Raw genomic sequence first — 16179 nt, forward strand, 5'->3', positions numbered from 1 at the left:
GTCCCTTCGTTCTGTTCAGATCCGCTCGATCGGCGGTCAGACCGTCAGACAGCTCGGCCCGAGTAATGCCTTCAGGTCGCCCATCAAAGCCGAGGATGGTTCGACCCGAAGGACGTCGTCGACCTTCCACAAGCTGATCTCGGTTCCACCGATCAGCCGAACGTGAACGTCGGATGTTCCGGGGTGCCTCGTCAGCACCTGCTTGAGAGCACTGAGCTTGTCCTTGGTGCATTGCCGAAGCGGCAGCGAGACCGACAGGGGGCGCGCGACCCCGATCGCCGAAATATCAGGCACCGCAAGGTCGTTGCCGATCAGCGACATCCGATCGTCTCGGATCGAAACGCGAGCCTTGACCAACACGATGGCATCCTCGGCGATGTCCATCCCGTACACGGCGTAGGCCTGCGGGAAGAACAGCACCTCGATTCCACCCACGAGGTCTTCGAGCTGCACGATGCACCAGGTCAGACCGTTCTTGTTGACCCGACGGTCCACCGAGGCAATGATTCCGCCGAGAGTTACCTGGGCACCGTCCTGAACGCCGCCTTCGAGTATCGCAGCGATGGACGTGTCGGACTGCTGGCGAAGAATGTGCTCGACTCCGTTGAGCGGATGGCCGGAGACATACAGCCCCAACATTTCTCGTTCGAGTGCCAGGCGATGCTTGGAGTCCCACTCTTCGTCAGGAATCTTGACGTCGAACACCGAGGTGATCGACTCGTCCGCCTCGGCACCGCCGAAGAGGTCGAACTGTCCGATCGCCTCTGCCTTCTTGGTGCTCATCACGGAATCGATGGCGTCGGCATGAACCAACATCAGGCCCTTGCGCGGGTGACCCAACGAGTCGAAGGCACCGGCCTTGATGAGAGATTCGGTGACCTTCTTGTTGCATGCCATCGCGTCGATCTTGCCGAGATAGTCGGAGAAATCGGTGAACTTCGATTTCTCGGTGCGCGCCTTGATGATCGAGGCAACGACGTTGGCGCCGACGTTGCGCACCGACCCCATACCGAAACGGATGTCGTCGCCGACCGTCGCGAAGTCGACGCGTGACTCGTTGACGTCCGGTGGGAGAACTGTGATGCCCAACTTGCGGCAGTCTGCGAGGTAGATCGCGGACTTGTCCTTGTCGTCACCGACGGAGGTCAGCAGACCTGCCATGTACTCGGCCGGGTAGTTCGCCTTGAGGTACGCAGTCCAGTACGACACGAGTCCGTAGCCGGCGGAGTGCGACTTGTTGAACGCGTACCCGGCGAAGGGAAGGACCGTGTCCCACAGCGCCTTGATGGCGGCTTCGCTGAAGTTGTTGTCCAACATGCCCTGCCGGAAGCCGGCGTAGGCCTTTTCCAGCTCGGACAGCTTCTTCTTACCCATGGCGCGACGCAGCAAGTCGGCCTGACCCAGGGTGTAACCGGCCACCTTCTGCGCCAGTTGCATGATCTGCTCCTGGTAGATGATCAGGCCGTACGTCTCCGAGAGGATCTCCGCGAGCGGCTCCTCCAGCTCGGGGTGAATCGGCTTGACGTCTTCCAAGGCGTTCTTGCGCTTGGCGTACGAGATGTGGGCGTCCACACCCATCGGTCCCGGTCGATACAGCGCCAATGCGGCGACGATGTCGCCGAATCCGGTGGGCTGCATCAGTTTCAGCAACTCGCGCATACCGCCGCCGTCGAGCTGGAACACACCAAGAGTGTCGCCGCGGGCGAGCAGTTCGTATGTTGCCGCATCGTCCATCGGCAACGTGTCGAGGTCGAGGTCGATGCCGCGGTTGGCTTTGATGTTCTCGAGCGTATCGCCGATAACCGTGAGGTTTCGCAGACCGAGGAAGTCCATCTTGAGCAGGCCGATAGCTTCACACGATGGGTAGTCCCAACCGGTGATGATGGCGCCGTCCTGGGCGCGCTTCCAGACCGGGATTGCGTCGGTGAGCGGTTCGGACGACATGATGACCGCGCAGGCGTGCACACCGGCGTTACGGATCAGCCCTTCCAGACCCACCGCGGTCTTGTAGATCTTCGCGACGTCCGGGCTGGAGTCGATGAGCGCTCGAACCTCGACTGCCTCCTTGTACCGCTCGTGCTTCGGGTCGGTGATACCGGAAACCGAGATGTCCTTGGCCATGATGGGCGGCGGGAGCGCCTTGGTGATCTGATCGGCGATGGCAAAGCCCGGCTTGCCGAACTGGACGCGAGCCGAGTCCTTGATGGCAGCCTTGGTCTTAATGGTGCCGAAGGTGATGACCTGGGCGACCTTGTCGTTGCCCCACTTGTCCGTCGCGTAGCGAACCATCTCGCCGCGACGGCGATCATCGAAGTCGATATCGATATCTGGCATGGACACACGCTCGGGGTTGAGGAATCGCTCGAACAGCAACCCGTACGGGATGGGGTCGATGTTGGTGATACCCATCGCGTAGGCCACCAACGAACCGGCAGCCGATCCACGGCCGGGCCCGACGCGGATTCCGACGTCCTTGGCGTGGTTGATCAGGTCGCCGACCACCAGGAAGTAGGCCGGGAAGCCCATTTCGTTGATGACGCCGATCTCGTAGTCGGCGCGGGCGAGGTACTCCTGCGGAGGTCCGCTCGGGAAGCGGCGATCGAGTCCGCGCATCACCTCGGCGCGCAGGAAGGTCTGCTGCGTGTGACCCTCCGGGACCGGGAAGATCGGCATGCGGTCGTGGAACGCCCACACGTCCTCGTACGACTGCACACGCTCGCCGATGGCCACGGTGTTGTCGCACGCCCCCGGTACTTCGTTGTCCCAGATGGCGCGCATCTCGGCAGCGGACTTGAGGTAGTAGCCGTCGCCGTCGAACTTGAAGCGAGTGGGGTCGGACAGCGTCTTGCCGGTCTGGATGCAGAGCAGCGCCTCGTGGTTCTCGGCGGCGTCCTTGGTGACGTAGTGGCAGTCGTTGGTGGCAAGTGGCGGAATACCGAGTTGCTTGCCGATGTCGAGCAGACCCTCGCGCACCCGGCGCTCGATCGAGAGACCGTGATCCATCAGTTCGAGGAAGAAGTTGTCCGGTCCCCAGATCTCCTGCCACTTCGCGGCAGCTTCGAGAGCCTCGCGATCGTGGCCGAGACGAAGGCGCGTCTGGATCTCACCGGACGGGCAGCCCGTGGTGGCGATGATGCCCTCGGCGTGCGCCGCGATGAGTTCCTCGTCCATGCGAGGCCACTTGCCGAGCTGTCCCTCGATTGACGCGAGAGAAGACAGCTTGAAGAGGTTTCGGAGCCCCGTGGCGTTCTCGGCCACCATCGTCATGTGCGTGTACGCACCGCTACCGGAGACGTCGTCGGACTTCTGGCTGCGATCTCCCCAGAGAACTCGTTTGGTGTTGAAGCGAGACTCGGGTGCGATGTACGCCTCGATGCCGATGATCGGCTTGATGCCGGCACTCTTGGCCTCGTTGTAGAACTGGCTGGCGCCGTACATGTTTCCGTGGTCGGTCATGCCGACAGCGGTCATTTCGAGACGAGCGGCCTCCTCGAACATGGCGCCGACCTTGGCCGCACCGTCGAGCATCGAGTACTCGGTGTGATTGTGAAGATGTACGAACGAGTCAGCCACGTGCGCCTCTCTGAAGGTCTGGGAGCGAGATCGAGTGTATGCCGCGTTGCCGACACGTTCGGCGACCGCCATCGAGGAGTCGCAGTGTGCCGCCTCCGATCACGTGACCGGAACCTCAGGTTCGGCGCTCGACCTCATCGAACGCCGCGAACGTCGACTGGCGACGAAGGTATCTGTCGTGAAGATCACCAGCGCAGCCCAGATCAGAACGAAGCCGATCCAGCGTGAGGCCGGCATGTCCTCGTGCATGACGGCCACACCCCACGCCATCTGCAGCGCCGGGGTGAGGTACTGCAGCATGCCCATCGTCGCCAAGGGAACTCGCTGAGCGGCAACGCCGAACAGGAGCAGGGGCAGTGCAGTGACCGGGCCGGCGGCAAGCAGCAACAGGCTGTGTCCGGCGCCGCTGCTGATGAAGGCACCGGCCCCGGTCAGGCCGAGAAACACGAGGTAGCCGACCGCGAAGGGTGCGGCGACGACTCCCTCGGCAGTCAAACTGGTTCGGGGATCGAGCGGAACCACCTTCTTGACCAGCCCGTAGGTGGCAAACGAACCGGCGAGCACCAATGCGACGATCGGCGGTTTACCGAAGTCGACCGTGATCACGACAACTGCCGTTGCAGCGAGGACGAGGGCAGCGATCTGAGCGCGGCGCAATCGTTCGCGGAAGATCACGACGCCGAGCAGAACAGTGACCAGCGGGTTGATGAAGTACCCGAGGGCCGCCTCCACGACGCGGCCTGACACCACGGCATAGATGTACGTTCCCCAGTTCACCGCGATCGCCGCTGATGCCGCGGTCACCAGCAGCCAGGTGCGTGCGCTGATTCCGCGAAGCGATCCGAGGCGGCCGGCAAAGGCCAACACGATCAGCATTAACAGAAGGGTCCACACCACCCGGTGCGCAAGGATCTCGACCGGATCGGCGAAGTCGAGTAGTCCGAAGAATGCCGGGAACGTTCCCCACAACAGGAAAGCCGCCACACCGTAGAAGATCCCCGAGGACGAACCGGACCTAGCGCGTTCGTCCTTGTTCACAGAACCGGAGTTCACGGAACCGGAGTTCACGGGACCGGGCCGTCGTCGGGGCCGGGAGCAACGACGTCCACGTACTCCGGCAGCAATGGACGGACGGCCGCCAACCACGTCGAGGCGTCGGACGGCAATGCTTCCACTGCACGGACGTTCGAGTCATGTTCGATCGCTTCGAGTCCTTCGGGAGTAGCTCGCACCAGCACGCCCACCGCGCAGGCGCACCCGGCGGACAATTGCTTCGCCGACGCGAGCGCCACCTGTTGCTGACGATCGGTGTCGCCGCCGAGCGAGATCAGTCGCGTGGCTGCAACACCGGGCGATCTGCGCACTGCTTCGTCGTTGTCGGGAACGGGCACGGACATGAGCGGCGTCTGGACGCGCTCGATCGGAACTCGGAACATGACCCTGGAAACGCGAACGCCCGAGACCTCAGCGCCCGGCACCTGCACACTGCTGGTCGACGTGATGACCTCGTCGACGGTGAGTGCCTTCGTGAACGAGACCAACGCCCACACCGGCCCGTCGACCGACGCGACCGAATCTCGCGCTCGGTCGAGGTAGTCCGGCACAGCTTCCCCACTGTCCGGACCGAGAGTGTCCGTCGTGATCGGCGGGGTCGGCACGGGATTCGCGAACCCCACGCCCACCACCGCCGCCACACCGACCACCACTGCGACGACGGCCAGCGCGGGGGTAAGCCCGCGCGGTGTCATGAGGACCGGAGAACTTCGAGTGCGTGTTCGAGATCCTTCGGGTGCTTACTCTTGATCTCGACCCAACGACCGTCCGCCGGGTGGGCGAAGCCGAGCGAGACTGCGTGCAGCCACTGGCGTTCGAGACCGAGCCTCTCGGCAAGTCGGGGGTCCGCGCCGTAGGTCAGGTCGCCGCAGCACGGATGGCGCAACGCCGAGAAGTGGACACGGATCTGGTGTGTGCGACCGGTTTCGAGGTGCACGTCCAGCAGACTCGCTGCCTGGAACGCCTCGATGGTGTCGTAGTGCGTGACGCTGGGCTTGCCGTCGGCCGTGACCGTGAACCGCCAGTCGTTCCCGTGGTGGCGTCCGATCGGGGCGTCGATGGTTCCGCTGCTCGGGTCGGGGTGTCCCTGCACGAGTGCGTGGTAGCGCTTGTCGATGGTCCGCTGCTTGAAAGCGCGCTTGAGCAAGGTGTATGCGCGCTCGGAGGTGGCAACCACCATGACACCCGACGTTCCGACGTCCAGACGGTGAACGATGCCCTGACGCTCGTGGGCACCGGACGTCGAGATACGGAAACCGGCCGCGGCAAGTCCGCCGATGACGGTCGGTCCCGTCCACCCGACGCTGGCGTGCGCGGCAACTCCGACGGGCTTGTCGACTGCAACGACGTCGTCGTCGGCGTAGAGGATCTCCATCCCCTCGACCGGTGTCGCCTCGATGGTCAGGGGCCGCGGCGGTTCGGGCAGGACAACCTCGAGCCACGACCCTGCGGTCAGACGATCGGACTTGCCGACCGCCACACCGTCGACGAGTACCGAACCCTCTTCCGCGAGTGTCGCGACCACGGTGCGCGAGAGTCCGAGAAGGCGCGCGAGGCCGGCATCGACCCGCATGGCGTCGAGGCCGTCGGGCACGGGCATCGAACGGGATTCCCTCACTTGGTTTCTCCCTCGGCTGCGGCCTTCGATTCGGTGAGCTTCTTGTCGTCCGCCTTGTGATCACGCAGGCGTTCGCCGTTGGGTTCGAAGCCGAAAAGAGTCAGTAGGACAAGCAGGATCGCGCCACAGACGATCGCGGCATCCGCGATGTTGAACACGGGCCACCAACCGACGGAGACGAAGTCCACCACATGTCCGCGCATGATTCCGGGAGAGCGGAAGAATCGGTCGACGAGGTTACCCAGCGCGCCGCCGAGAACGAGGCCGAGACCGAGCGCCCACCACGGTGATCGGAGCGTGCGACCGATCTTGATCACACCGATGACGACACCGATGGCGACGAGGGTGAGGATCCACGTCATCGACGTCGCCATCGAGAACGCTGCACCGGGATTGCGCACCATCGTGAATGTGACCACGTCACCGATGATTTCGATCGGCTGCCCCGGCTTGACCGCGGCGACTGCCCACACCTTCGTGAGAATGTCCGAGAGCAGGATGACAGCGGCGATGGCAATGAGCATGGTCAGCCGGCGGGGCTTTGCGACCGGCGCAACCGCCAGGTCACCGTCTTCCGATTTCACGGCTTCCGGTTTCACGGTTTCGGGCTCGTCGGCCTTCGAGATTTCGGTAATCGGCTGATCCTCCGCGTTGACATCTCGGTCTGGGTGGTCTGTACTCACGCAACCATCATCCCTCATGTTCACCGCACCGGGTCACGCACTCTGCAACTGCGGCTAGCCTGGAGCGCGTGCCACTGCTGTCCACGACCGGCCGACGAGTTCCGTTCGCCCTCGCTGCCCTCGCTCTCACCACCGTTCTCACCGCTTGCGGCGACTCGGATCAACCTCCCACCACACCTACCTCGTCGCCGAGCGAAGTCACTGTTCCGGTGACCGCCGCCACCGTCGAGGTACTCGATGCGGGAAGCGAACCGCGCGAGGTACTGCGCATGAACTTGCCTGTCGGCACCACGCAGACGGCGACGCTCGTCACCCAGGCGGTCGTGAGTCAGCAGATCGATCAACAGCCGGCACAAGATTTCTCTTCGCCGGAGATCACGATCCCGCTCTCGGCAAACGTGACCGCTGACGATCCCACCGCTGTCGTAGACCTGACGCTGTCGTCGATGACCTCGCCGGACGCAACGCTGCAGGCAGCGCTGAGCGGGGCAGACGGATCTGCGGCCGGATTGTCGGTCACGGATTCGGGCGCCATCACCGCCCTACGGTTGAAGCCGTCCGCCAACTCGGCCAATGCTGCCCGCGCTGCAATCGAACAGGCGCTCGGCCAAGCGGTCTACCGGACCGTTGCACTCCCCGACGCTCCGGTCGGTGTCGGCGCACGTTGGGTGGTTCGACAACAAGTCAGCAGTGAAATCCTGCTCGATCAGACAACCACCGTCACGCTCACCGCGCGGGAGGGCAATCGGCTTTCGCTCGCGGTGGACGTATCGCAGACCCCGCAGAGCCCGGTCTGGAACCTGGCCGGTGACGCCGGAACGCTGAACATCGATCAGTACGTCATGGCCGGCTCCGGAAACCTCACCGTCGACCTCTCACTCCCCTTGCCGATCGCCGGACAGATGACCGTCGGCGGCGACCAGGCGTACGGCGATCCGGACAGCTCCTCGGTGATCCGGCAGACGATCTCCAACAGCATTCGGTGGGAATCGTGACACGCCGGTCGCTCGCACTGGGCCTGACAACAACGGCGGCACTGTTCGTCGTCACCGGTTGCGGCTCGGACGACTCTCCTAGTGCTGACACAACTACGCAGGTTTCCGCCCCACAGGTCGGCTTGGCGCCGTTCACAGCTGCTCCGGCCGCACCGCTGAGCGGGGCACCTCTCGACCGTGATGCGCTGCAACGAGCCGCGCTCACCCTCTCCGAACTACCTGCGGACTTCGACATAGTTCCCGACCCGGTCGACGACCTCGGCCTCGCACCGGCGCCGGAGAGTTCGGAGGCGGACAAGTCGAGCACCGACCCCGCCGTCTGCGCTCAGGTTCTGGCACCGATAGCCACCCAGGCTCCCGGATCGGTCGCCGACCTCTCCGACATGTTCACCGGCCCCGATTTCACGAGCATCGATCAGGACTCTGCTTCGTACGCCGACGGCGCAGCGGCAGCAGCAGCTTTCGAGAAACTTCAGACCACGCTGGCCGGGTGCGCGGAATATTCGGGAACCGATGCCGACGGAACGACAATCACCTATCGCGTCGGCGGAGCGTCGGACCCGAACGTCGGCGACGCGTCTTTCGCTTTCCGAATCATCACGGAGAGTGGCGGTTTCACCTTGGTCGCCGATGCGATCGTGGCCGCAGTCGGGACCACGTTGACCCAGGTGTCCGCAACTGCGCCGAGTCCGATCGCCCCCGACGTGCTGCACTCGATGGCATCGGCCGCCGCCGATCGCCTGCGCGCACAAACGCCCTGACAACGAGCGGATTAGTCCCGTCTCGGCCTTACGCGAATGATTCGGGACCACAGACCCTTTGACAACTGCCCGTCCACACTGAACGGTGAGAGTAGGTACGAAACAGACCAACGCGACACACTGATGTGAGGAGCCAGAGTTCATGCCGGAACCCAGAAGGTCAGATCACACCGATTACGTAGCCGTCAATCCGATCTTCTCGAGGCCTGGCGAGGATTCGGTTGCATCGAAGTACACACTCGAACCCGACGGCATGCTTCCCGAGACCGCGTATCAGATCGTCCACGACGAAACGATGCTCGACGGCAATGCGCGGCTCAATCTCGCGACGTTCGTCAGCACGTGGATGGACGATCACGCCACCAAACTGTATGCCGAGTCGTTCGACAAGAACATGATCGACAAGGACGAGTATCCACAGACCGCCGCGATCGAAACCTATTGCTGGCGCATCCTTGCCGACCTCTGGCACTCGCCCTCCCCCAAGGACGCAATCGGTACCTCAACGATCGGTTCGTCCGAGGCGTGCATGCTCGGTGGCCTGGCGATGAAACGACGCTGGCAGCACGCACGAAAAGCCGCGGGGAAGTCCACCGAAAAACCAAATCTCATCATGAGTTCCGCCGTCCAGGTGTGCTGGGAGAAATTCTGCAACTACTGGGACGTCGAGGCGCGCTACGTGCCGATCAGCGAGGAACACCGGACCCTCGACGGTCACGATCTGGACAAGTACGTCGACGAGAACACCATCGGCGTAATCGCGATCATGGGTGTCACGTACACCGGGATGTACGAGCCGGTCCTGGAAATCTCGAAGGCACTCGACGCGATCCAGGAAAAGACGGGACTCGACGTTCCCATCCACGTCGACGGCGCTTCCGGCGCAATGATCGCCCCGTTCCTACAGCCGGAACTCGAATGGGATTTCCGGCTCCCGCGCGTGCACTCCATCAACACCTCGGCGCACAAGTACGGACTCGTCTACCCCGGCCTCGGCTGGGTGGTCTGGCGATCGCAGGATCTACTTCCCGACGACCTCGTGTTCAAGGTGAGCTACCTCGGCGGCAGTATGCCGACCTTCGCGCTGAACTTCTCGCGGCCCGGCGCTCAGGTGATCCTGCAGTTCTACTTGTTCCTGCGTCTCGGCCACGACGGCTATCGCGCGATCCAGCAGTCCTCACAGGACGTGGCGAAATTCCTCGCCGAAGGAATCGGGAAGCTCGACGCCTTCGAATTGTGGAACGACGGTTCCGACATCCCGGTCTTCGCGTGGCGCCTCGCCGAGGGCCACACGTCCAACTGGACGCTGTACGACCTGTCGGACCGACTGCGGGGCAAGGGCTGGTTGGTGCCGGCCTATCCCATGCCGGACGATCTCTCGGATCTGACAGTGCAGCGCATCGTGGTTCGTAACGGACTGAGCATGGACCTGGCAGCCAATCTGCTGCGCATCATCGAAGAGGAAACCGCGTTCCTCGACGAACTCGACAGCCCGATGCCGCGGCCACGCGTCACCGAGGGATTCCATCACTGACGACGATCACTGCATGAAGAGCGGCCGCCGACTCCCTTTCGGGGGTCGACGGCCACTCTGGTGTTTCAGGTGTTGCGCAGAGATCAAGCAGCGCAAGCAGGCGAGGTCAGACCTGCAACGCCGACGATCTGGCAAGCGGTGGTCTTCGAGAGCTTCCAGACGCCGTCCTCGTAGACGAACGAAGCCTGCAGACCCTGCTGCAGCGGCTGGCCGTTGACGACGATGTTCAGCGAAGCTGCGGCCGTCTCGCTACCCGTGTCGGTGACCGGGTCGAGGATCTCGACCTGCGCGCCGGCAGCCTTGGCGGCAGCGGCGACCTGGTTGATCAGCTCGGGATCCTGCTCGGCGCCCTGGACGAGGTTGACCTTGTCTGCGGCCGGAACGGTCTCGTCGAGTGCCTGGGCGACCTTGCCGTTGAGCTCAGCAGACGTCGGGAGCTCGGGAGCTGCAACGTCCGTGGTGCTGGTGGTGGCCGTCGCACTCTTGGACGTCGTGGTGGGTGAGTCGGTCTTGTCATCCGAGCCACAAGCGGTCATCGTCAGGGCTGCTGCGATCGCCACGGCTGCAACGGTCATCTTCTGAAGCTTCAACTTCTCAGTCCTATCCATTCGGGTGTTCACATTCGAGCGTCAGTCGAACATCGTGCTTGCTCGAGGATCGTCGACAACATTACCCAACGGTAAGCGGAAAAAGTCTAAGGACATCCTCAGAGAAGGCTGTCGACCGCATCTGCTACCTCGAGCACCTCATCCGATTCGGCGAAGGTTTTGGCTATTCCCGTTCCGCTGGAACGGGTTTCGAAGCGAACTGTCACCACTCCGTGCCCGGCGCCTTGCACCCAACCGTGTCCGTATTCTGGATGCTTCACGTCCAAACCAGGGTGCCAGTAGCGCTGAGGGACGCGTGCGGCCACCGGAACGTCGAGTTCGGCCTCATCGAGGGCGCCCGTGAGAGTCTCGACCGGATAGCCGGGAACATCCTGATCCAACTCGGGAAAAAGTGATCCTTGCCGAACGGTGGACAAACCGGCGAATCCCACACCGACGAGGCGAATCGGCCCCAATTCCTGCGGGTCGATGACCTGTTTCTGCGCAGTCGCGACAAGGATTTGGCGGTCGATGGTGGCAAACGGCAACGTCACGGATCGCGTCAGAATGCTCATATCGGACTTCTTGAGCTTCAGTACGACGGTGCGAGCTGCTCTTCCGTCCTTCTCCAGCCTGGAAAATGCTGCGCGACCACTACTTTCGACGGCCGCGCGCAATTGTGCCATCGTGACGATGTCTGCGGCGAACGTGGATTCCGCGCTGATCTGCTTGGATTCGGCACGCTCGGCGACCGGCCGATCGTCGATCCCCTGCGCGAGCCGATGCAACCCCGGTCCGACAGTGGTTCCGAGTATCGACGCCACCTCCGCTATGGGAGTGCGGGCAAACCCTCCGATGGTTTCGATTCCGAGACGCTTGAGCTTTTCCTCGGCAACAGGACCGATCCCCCACAGCTTTCGCACCGGAAGAGGATCGAGCAACTCGTGCTGCATCCCGGGAGGAATCACTGCGACGCCGTCGGGCTTTGCCAGTCCCGACGCGATCTTGGCGACCTGCTTACCTGCGCCGGCACCGATCGAGGCGACCAACCCGGTCTCGGCCTTGATCAACGCCCGCAGGTCCTCGCAAAACGCGCGGACCTCGTCGGCCCCGACTCCGGCCAACTCCACCGGTTCACCGAAGGCCTCGTCCACCGACAATTGCTCGAGGATCGGCATACGAAGGCGCAACGCGTCGAAGGTGCGTTTACTCAGAACCGAATACAACGACATCCGCGGTGGCAATACCACCGCTCCGCCACCGACCATCCGGCGTGCTTGGTGCATCGGCATTGCCGAACGCGCACCGAAAACTCTCGCTTCGTAACTTGCCCCGGCCACCACTCCGCGCCCACCCAAGCCGCCGACCAGCACCGGGCGACCTCGCAGCGTGGGACGGGTCAACTGCTCGGCAGAGGCGAAAAACGCATCCATGTCGAGATGCAGCACCCACCTGCGACTTCGTGTGGGATCACCTTGATTCATCGGGCGTTACGGTTCTCTCAAAAGTAGGTGCAGAATTTACGTCCGCGCCTTCTTCTTGGGCGACTTCTTCTTCGGCAGGGGTAGTACGTCGGCAGTCCGTTGAATGAAGGCGTGCAGGTGATCGAGGTCCTGCAGCCTTTCCTCCGTCACCCGGTAGTAATCCTTCGCTCCCGGGTACGGCGGAGCCAGATCGGCCTCTGATCCGAATTCGGTACTGACCTCGGTGGGTTTGACGAACAGAACGTCTCCGCAGATCAAGCCCACGATCTTCTCGTCGCAATACAATCCGTACTCGCCGAACATCGCCCTTGCCCGCACGTCGAGCGGTTCCAACTGCTCGAGAATGCGCGCCACGGTTTCCTTGCTCGTACTCATGAGAGCAAACTACTCCGGCACCCCGACATACAGACATTCATCGGGGAGCCGGAGTAGTTTCGGCGGTATTAGACCTTCGTGATCGCGGCGCGGATACCGTCACCGAGATCGACGGCGTCGTCTCCCGCTTCACCCACCGAGAACGAGGTGGCCAGAACCTCACCGGCGATCAATTCGCGATGACGCTCCGCCCACTCCTTGCAGTCCTGCGGAACCTCGAGTACGACGTTGATCCGGTCCGAGACGTCCAAACCGGCGGCACGACGCGCATCCTGCAACTGACGGATACGGTCCTTCGCCCAGCCCTCGGCTTCGAGTTCCTCCGTCACGACGGAATCGAGTACGACGAGTCCCGCACCGTCTGGCAATGCAGCCGTCGAATCAGGCTCGGCTGCAACCAGTTTCTGCGTGTACTCCTCGGGCAGCAGTTCGATGCCCGCCGCAACTACGACGCCGTCCGCGTTCTCGGTCCAGTCGCCCGCCTTGACCGCCTTGATGACAGTCTGAACGGATTTGCCCAGACGCGGTCCTGCAGCACGCGCGTTGACCGCGATCTCGAAGCGCCCGTGCACGTCGACGTCATCGGTCAGATCGACCTTCTTGACGTTGACCTCGTCGGCGATCAGTCCGAGGAACGGACGCAGACGCTCGGCATCCGGCGCCGCAACCGTGACCTCGGGCAGCGGAAGACGAACTCGCAGATTCTGTGCCTTGCGCAGGCTCAGCACCGTGGAGCACACGGTCCGGACGTCGTCCATCGCCGCTACCAGCTCGGGGTTCGCGGGGAGCTCCGACGCCTCCGGCCAATCAGCCAGGTGAACCGAGCGCTCCCCGGTCAACCCGCGCCAGATCACCTCGGACACCAGCGGCAACAGCGGCGCAGCGAGACGCGTCACGACCTCGAGCACGGTGTGCAGGGTGTCGATCGCGTCGCGATCCTCGTCCCAGAACCGCGAACGAGACCGTCGCACATACCAGTTGGTGAGCGCGTCGCAGAACAACCGAAGCTCGTCGCACGCGCCGGCGATGTCGTTGACCTCGAGGGCCTCGGTGATCACGTCGCGGGTGGTAGCGAGCTTGGCCAGGATGTACTGATCGAGGATGTTCTCCGAATCGGTACGCCACACACCGGATTCCGGCGCGTACAACTGCAGGAAGCTCCAGGCGTTCCACAGCGGGAGCAACGCCTGACGTACGCCTTCGCGGATGCCCTGCTCGGTCACGATGAGGTTTCCGCCGCGCAAGATCGGCGAAGACATCAGGAACCATCGCATGGCATCGCTGCCGTCGCGGTTGAACACCTCCTTCACGTCCGGGTAGTTGCCCTTGGACTTGCTCATCTTCAGTCCGTCGTCACCGAGCACGATGCCGTGCGCAGCAACGGTTTTGAACGCCGGACGATCGAAGAGTGCGGTTGCCAGCACGTGCAGCGTGTAGAACCAGCCGCGAGTCTGCCCGTTGTACTCGACGATGAAATCGCCCGGGAAATGGCCCTCGAACCATTCACGGTTCTCGAATGGGTAGTGCACCTGCGCGTACGGCATCGAACCGGATTCGAACCAGCAGTCGAGCACCTCGGGAACGCGACGCATCATCGACTTCCCGGTCGGGTCGTCGGGGTTCGGACGGACCAGGTCGTCGATCATCGGGCGATGCAGGTCGGTCGGACGCACACCGAAGTCTGCCTCCAACTGATCGAGCGAGCCGTACACGTCCGTACGCGGGTACTGCGGATCGTCCGACACCCACACCGGGATCGGGCTGCCCCAGTAACGGTTTCGGCTGATGTTCCAGTCTCGTGCACCTTCGAGCCACTTGCCGAACTGGCCGTCACGGATGTGCTCGGGCACCCACGTGATGTCCTTGTTCAGCTCGACCATGCGATCTCGGAACTTGGTGACCGCGACGAACCACGAGGGAACCGCCATGTAGATCAGCGGCTGCCCACTGCGCCAACTGTGTGGGTACGAGTGCTCGATCGTCTCGTGCCGCAGCAGCTTTCCGGCAGCCTTGAGGTCCTTGATGATGACCGGGTTGGCGTCGAACACCATCAGGCCCTCGTACGGCGGAACCATCGAGGTGAACTTTCCACCCGGATCGAGCGGCTGTACGACCTCGATACCGTTGGCCGTGGCCACGTCCATATCCTCTTCACCGAAAGCCGGTGCGAGGTGGACGATTCCGGTTCCGGAGTCGGTTGTCACGTAGTCCGCCGAGAGCACGACGTGCGCATTCGGATGTCCGAGGAAGAAGTCGAACGGCGGTGTGTACGACAGTCCGACCAGCTCGGCGCCCTTGTGACGGGAAACGACCTCGGGGTCCTCCCCCAGCTCACGTGCGTAATGAGCTACCCGTGCTTCTGCGAGCACGTACCGCTTTCCGTCCTCGCCGAGCACCTGGACGTAGTCGACCTCGGGATGAACCGCAGTGGCCAAGTTGGACGGCAGTGTCCACGGAGTCGTGGTCCAGATGATCGCGTTTGCGCCGTCGAGGGGTGAACCCGGAGCGACCAACGGCATGTCGACCGTGACTGCAGGATCCTGACGCATCTTGTACGCGTCGTCGAGACGAGTCTCCTGATTGGACAGCGGAGTCTGCTCGTACCAGCTGTAGGGCAGCACACGGAAGCCCTGATAGATCAGGCCCTTGTCGTGCAGCTCCTTGAAGGCCCACATGACGGACTCCATGAAGTCGACGTCCAGGGTCTTGTAGTCGTTGTCGAAATCGACCCAGCGCGCCTGGCGGGTGACGTAGTCACGCCACTCGTCGGTGTACTTGAGCACCGAGGCCTTGCAGTACTCGTTGAACTTGGCCAGACCCATGACTTCGATCTCGGCCTTGTCCTTGATGCCGAGCTGCTTCTCCGCTTCGAGCTCTGCCGGAAGGCCGTGGCAATCCCAGCCGAAGCGTCGTTCGACCTTGCGTCCACGCATTGTCTGGAAGCGCGGCACCAGGTCCTTGACGTACCCCGTCAGCAGGTGGCCATAGTGCGGCAAACCGTTTGCGAATGGCGGTCCGTCGTAGAAAACGAACTCTTCGTTACCGTCCCGATTGGAAACCGACGCACGGAAGGTGTCGTCGTCGTCCCACTGTTTCAGGACTTTCTGTTCCAGTTCGGGGAACTTGACTCCGGTGTCGGCGGGGACACCGTAGTCGACTTTGGGATACCCGTTACTCGCCATGGCGATCTCCTCGTGCCAGTCGGACTCGGCACGGGGACGACGTGACGCTTGTGCGCCGACACCGCGGTACCACCCCGTTTGCACCCCGCAGATCCGTGCTTTCACACCGGATCTCGAGCTGCCACTCGATCGAGCTGTGACGGGCTCACCCGTTCGGTTCTACTGGGTCCTCGACACGTACGAAAGCGTCGACAACCGTTCTTCCGAAAGCTCCCCGGTGATTGCCGGATCACAGCCTGGTATTCGTGTTGGACAGTCTAATACTCGTCCTGGACCTTGTCGGAACTCGCCCTAGGACTTGTCGGGGGCACCCGGCGACCCGCCGTGGTTTCCC

The 16179-nt window shown here is 62.9% G+C and carries 12 protein-coding genes; 3 read left to right on the plus strand and 9 right to left on the minus strand.

The features are described 5' to 3' along the window. Window positions 1-36: 36 nt before the first annotated feature. The 5 genes from dnaE to lspA all read right to left on the minus strand — a co-directional run bounded on the left by dnaE (window position 37) and on the right by lspA (window position 6927). Window positions 37-3573 (minus strand): DNA polymerase III subunit alpha, encoded by a 3537-nt coding sequence (gene dnaE / locus ACKAMS_RS16485; RefSeq protein ID WP_003941755.1) that lies wholly within the window; start codon window positions 3571-3573, stop codon window positions 37-39. Window positions 3574-3672: 99 nt separating this feature from the next. Then, window positions 3673-4626, minus strand: coding sequence for an EamA family transporter RarD (rarD, locus tag ACKAMS_RS16490; protein ID WP_029255546.1), 954 nt, complete (start codon window positions 4624-4626; stop codon window positions 3673-3675). Between the two features lie 11 nt (window positions 4627-4637). Continuing rightward, window positions 4638-5321, minus strand: coding sequence for a hypothetical protein (locus ACKAMS_RS16495; protein ID WP_408989263.1), 684 nt, complete (start codon window positions 5319-5321; stop codon window positions 4638-4640). Further along, the gene (locus ACKAMS_RS16500) at window positions 5318-6244 is read right to left on the minus strand and encodes an RluA family pseudouridine synthase (RefSeq protein ID WP_408989264.1); all 927 of its coding nucleotides are present in this window, start codon (window positions 6242-6244) and stop codon (window positions 5318-5320) included. Before ACKAMS_RS16500 ends, ACKAMS_RS16495 begins: the two co-directional genes overlap by 4 nt. Continuing rightward, window positions 6241-6927, minus strand: coding sequence for a signal peptidase II (gene lspA, locus ACKAMS_RS16505; RefSeq protein WP_408989265.1), 687 nt, complete (start codon window positions 6925-6927; stop codon window positions 6241-6243). The genes ACKAMS_RS16500 and lspA overlap by 4 nt, the downstream gene beginning before the upstream one ends. Window positions 6928-6995: 68 nt before the next feature. Here lspA and ACKAMS_RS16510 point away from each other — a divergent pair, with 68 nt between their 5' ends. The 3 genes from ACKAMS_RS16510 (at window position 6996) to ACKAMS_RS16520 (ending at window position 10217) form a co-directional block, all read left to right on the plus strand. After that, complete coding sequence (locus ACKAMS_RS16510) at window positions 6996-7922, plus strand: hypothetical protein (RefSeq protein WP_097387282.1); 927 nt, start codon at window positions 6996-6998, stop codon at window positions 7920-7922. Beyond that, window positions 7919-8683: a sensor domain-containing protein gene (locus ACKAMS_RS16515; protein WP_408989266.1), complete on the plus strand. Its 765-nt coding sequence runs from the start codon at window positions 7919-7921 to the stop codon at window positions 8681-8683. Before ACKAMS_RS16510 ends, ACKAMS_RS16515 begins: the two co-directional genes overlap by 4 nt. A 142-nt stretch (window positions 8684-8825) precedes the next feature. Then, on the plus strand, window positions 8826-10217 hold the full coding sequence (locus tag ACKAMS_RS16520; RefSeq protein WP_046378698.1) for a glutamate decarboxylase: 1392 nt from the start codon (window positions 8826-8828) through the stop codon (window positions 10215-10217). Between the two features lie 83 nt (window positions 10218-10300). Here the strand turns inward: ACKAMS_RS16520 and ACKAMS_RS16525 are convergent, their stop codons facing one another. From ACKAMS_RS16525 to ileS, 4 genes are all read right to left on the minus strand, one after another. Continuing rightward, window positions 10301-10792: a hypothetical protein gene (locus ACKAMS_RS16525; RefSeq protein ID WP_228117853.1), complete on the minus strand. Its 492-nt coding sequence runs from the start codon at window positions 10790-10792 to the stop codon at window positions 10301-10303. 131 nt (window positions 10793-10923) lie between these two features. After that, window positions 10924-12288, minus strand: a complete 1365-nt coding sequence (locus tag ACKAMS_RS16530; RefSeq protein ID WP_019748863.1) for a DNA polymerase IV — start codon at window positions 12286-12288, stop codon at window positions 10924-10926. A 36-nt stretch (window positions 12289-12324) separates the two neighbouring features. Continuing rightward, on the minus strand, window positions 12325-12663 hold the full coding sequence (locus ACKAMS_RS16535; protein ID WP_003941748.1) for a TfoX/Sxy family protein: 339 nt from the start codon (window positions 12661-12663) through the stop codon (window positions 12325-12327). Window positions 12664-12731: 68 nt separating this feature from the next. Next, entirely contained in the window at window positions 12732-15845 is a 3114-nt protein-coding gene (gene ileS, locus ACKAMS_RS16540; protein ID WP_020908068.1) for an isoleucine--tRNA ligase, read from the minus strand. Window positions 15846-16179 lie beyond the last annotated feature (334 nt).

This window comes from Rhodococcus sp. 5A-K4 (genome assembly GCF_046097995.1).
Classification (GTDB): domain Bacteria; phylum Actinomycetota; class Actinomycetes; order Mycobacteriales; family Mycobacteriaceae; genus Rhodococcus_F; species Rhodococcus_F erythropolis.

Excerpts from the sequence above, each read along its gene's own strand:
- ACKAMS_RS16530 (WP_019748863.1), bottom strand. The coding sequence starts at position 12,288 with ATGAATCAAGGTGATCCCACACGAAGTCGCAGGTGGGTGCTGCATCTC.
- ACKAMS_RS16520 (WP_046378698.1), top strand. The coding sequence starts at position 8,826 with ATGCCGGAACCCAGAAGGTCAGATCACACCGATTACGTAGCCGTCAAT.
- ACKAMS_RS16495 (WP_408989263.1), bottom strand. The coding sequence starts at position 5,321 with ATGACACCGCGCGGGCTTACCCCCGCGCTGGCCGTCGTCGCAGTGGTG.
- ileS (WP_020908068.1), bottom strand. The coding sequence starts at position 15,845 with ATGGCGAGTAACGGGTATCCCAAAGTCGACTACGGTGTCCCCGCCGAC.
- ACKAMS_RS16525 (WP_228117853.1), bottom strand. The coding sequence starts at position 10,792 with ATGACCGTTGCAGCCGTGGCGATCGCAGCAGCCCTGACGATGACCGCT.
- ACKAMS_RS16535 (WP_003941748.1), bottom strand. The coding sequence starts at position 12,663 with ATGAGTACGAGCAAGGAAACCGTGGCGCGCATTCTCGAGCAGTTGGAA.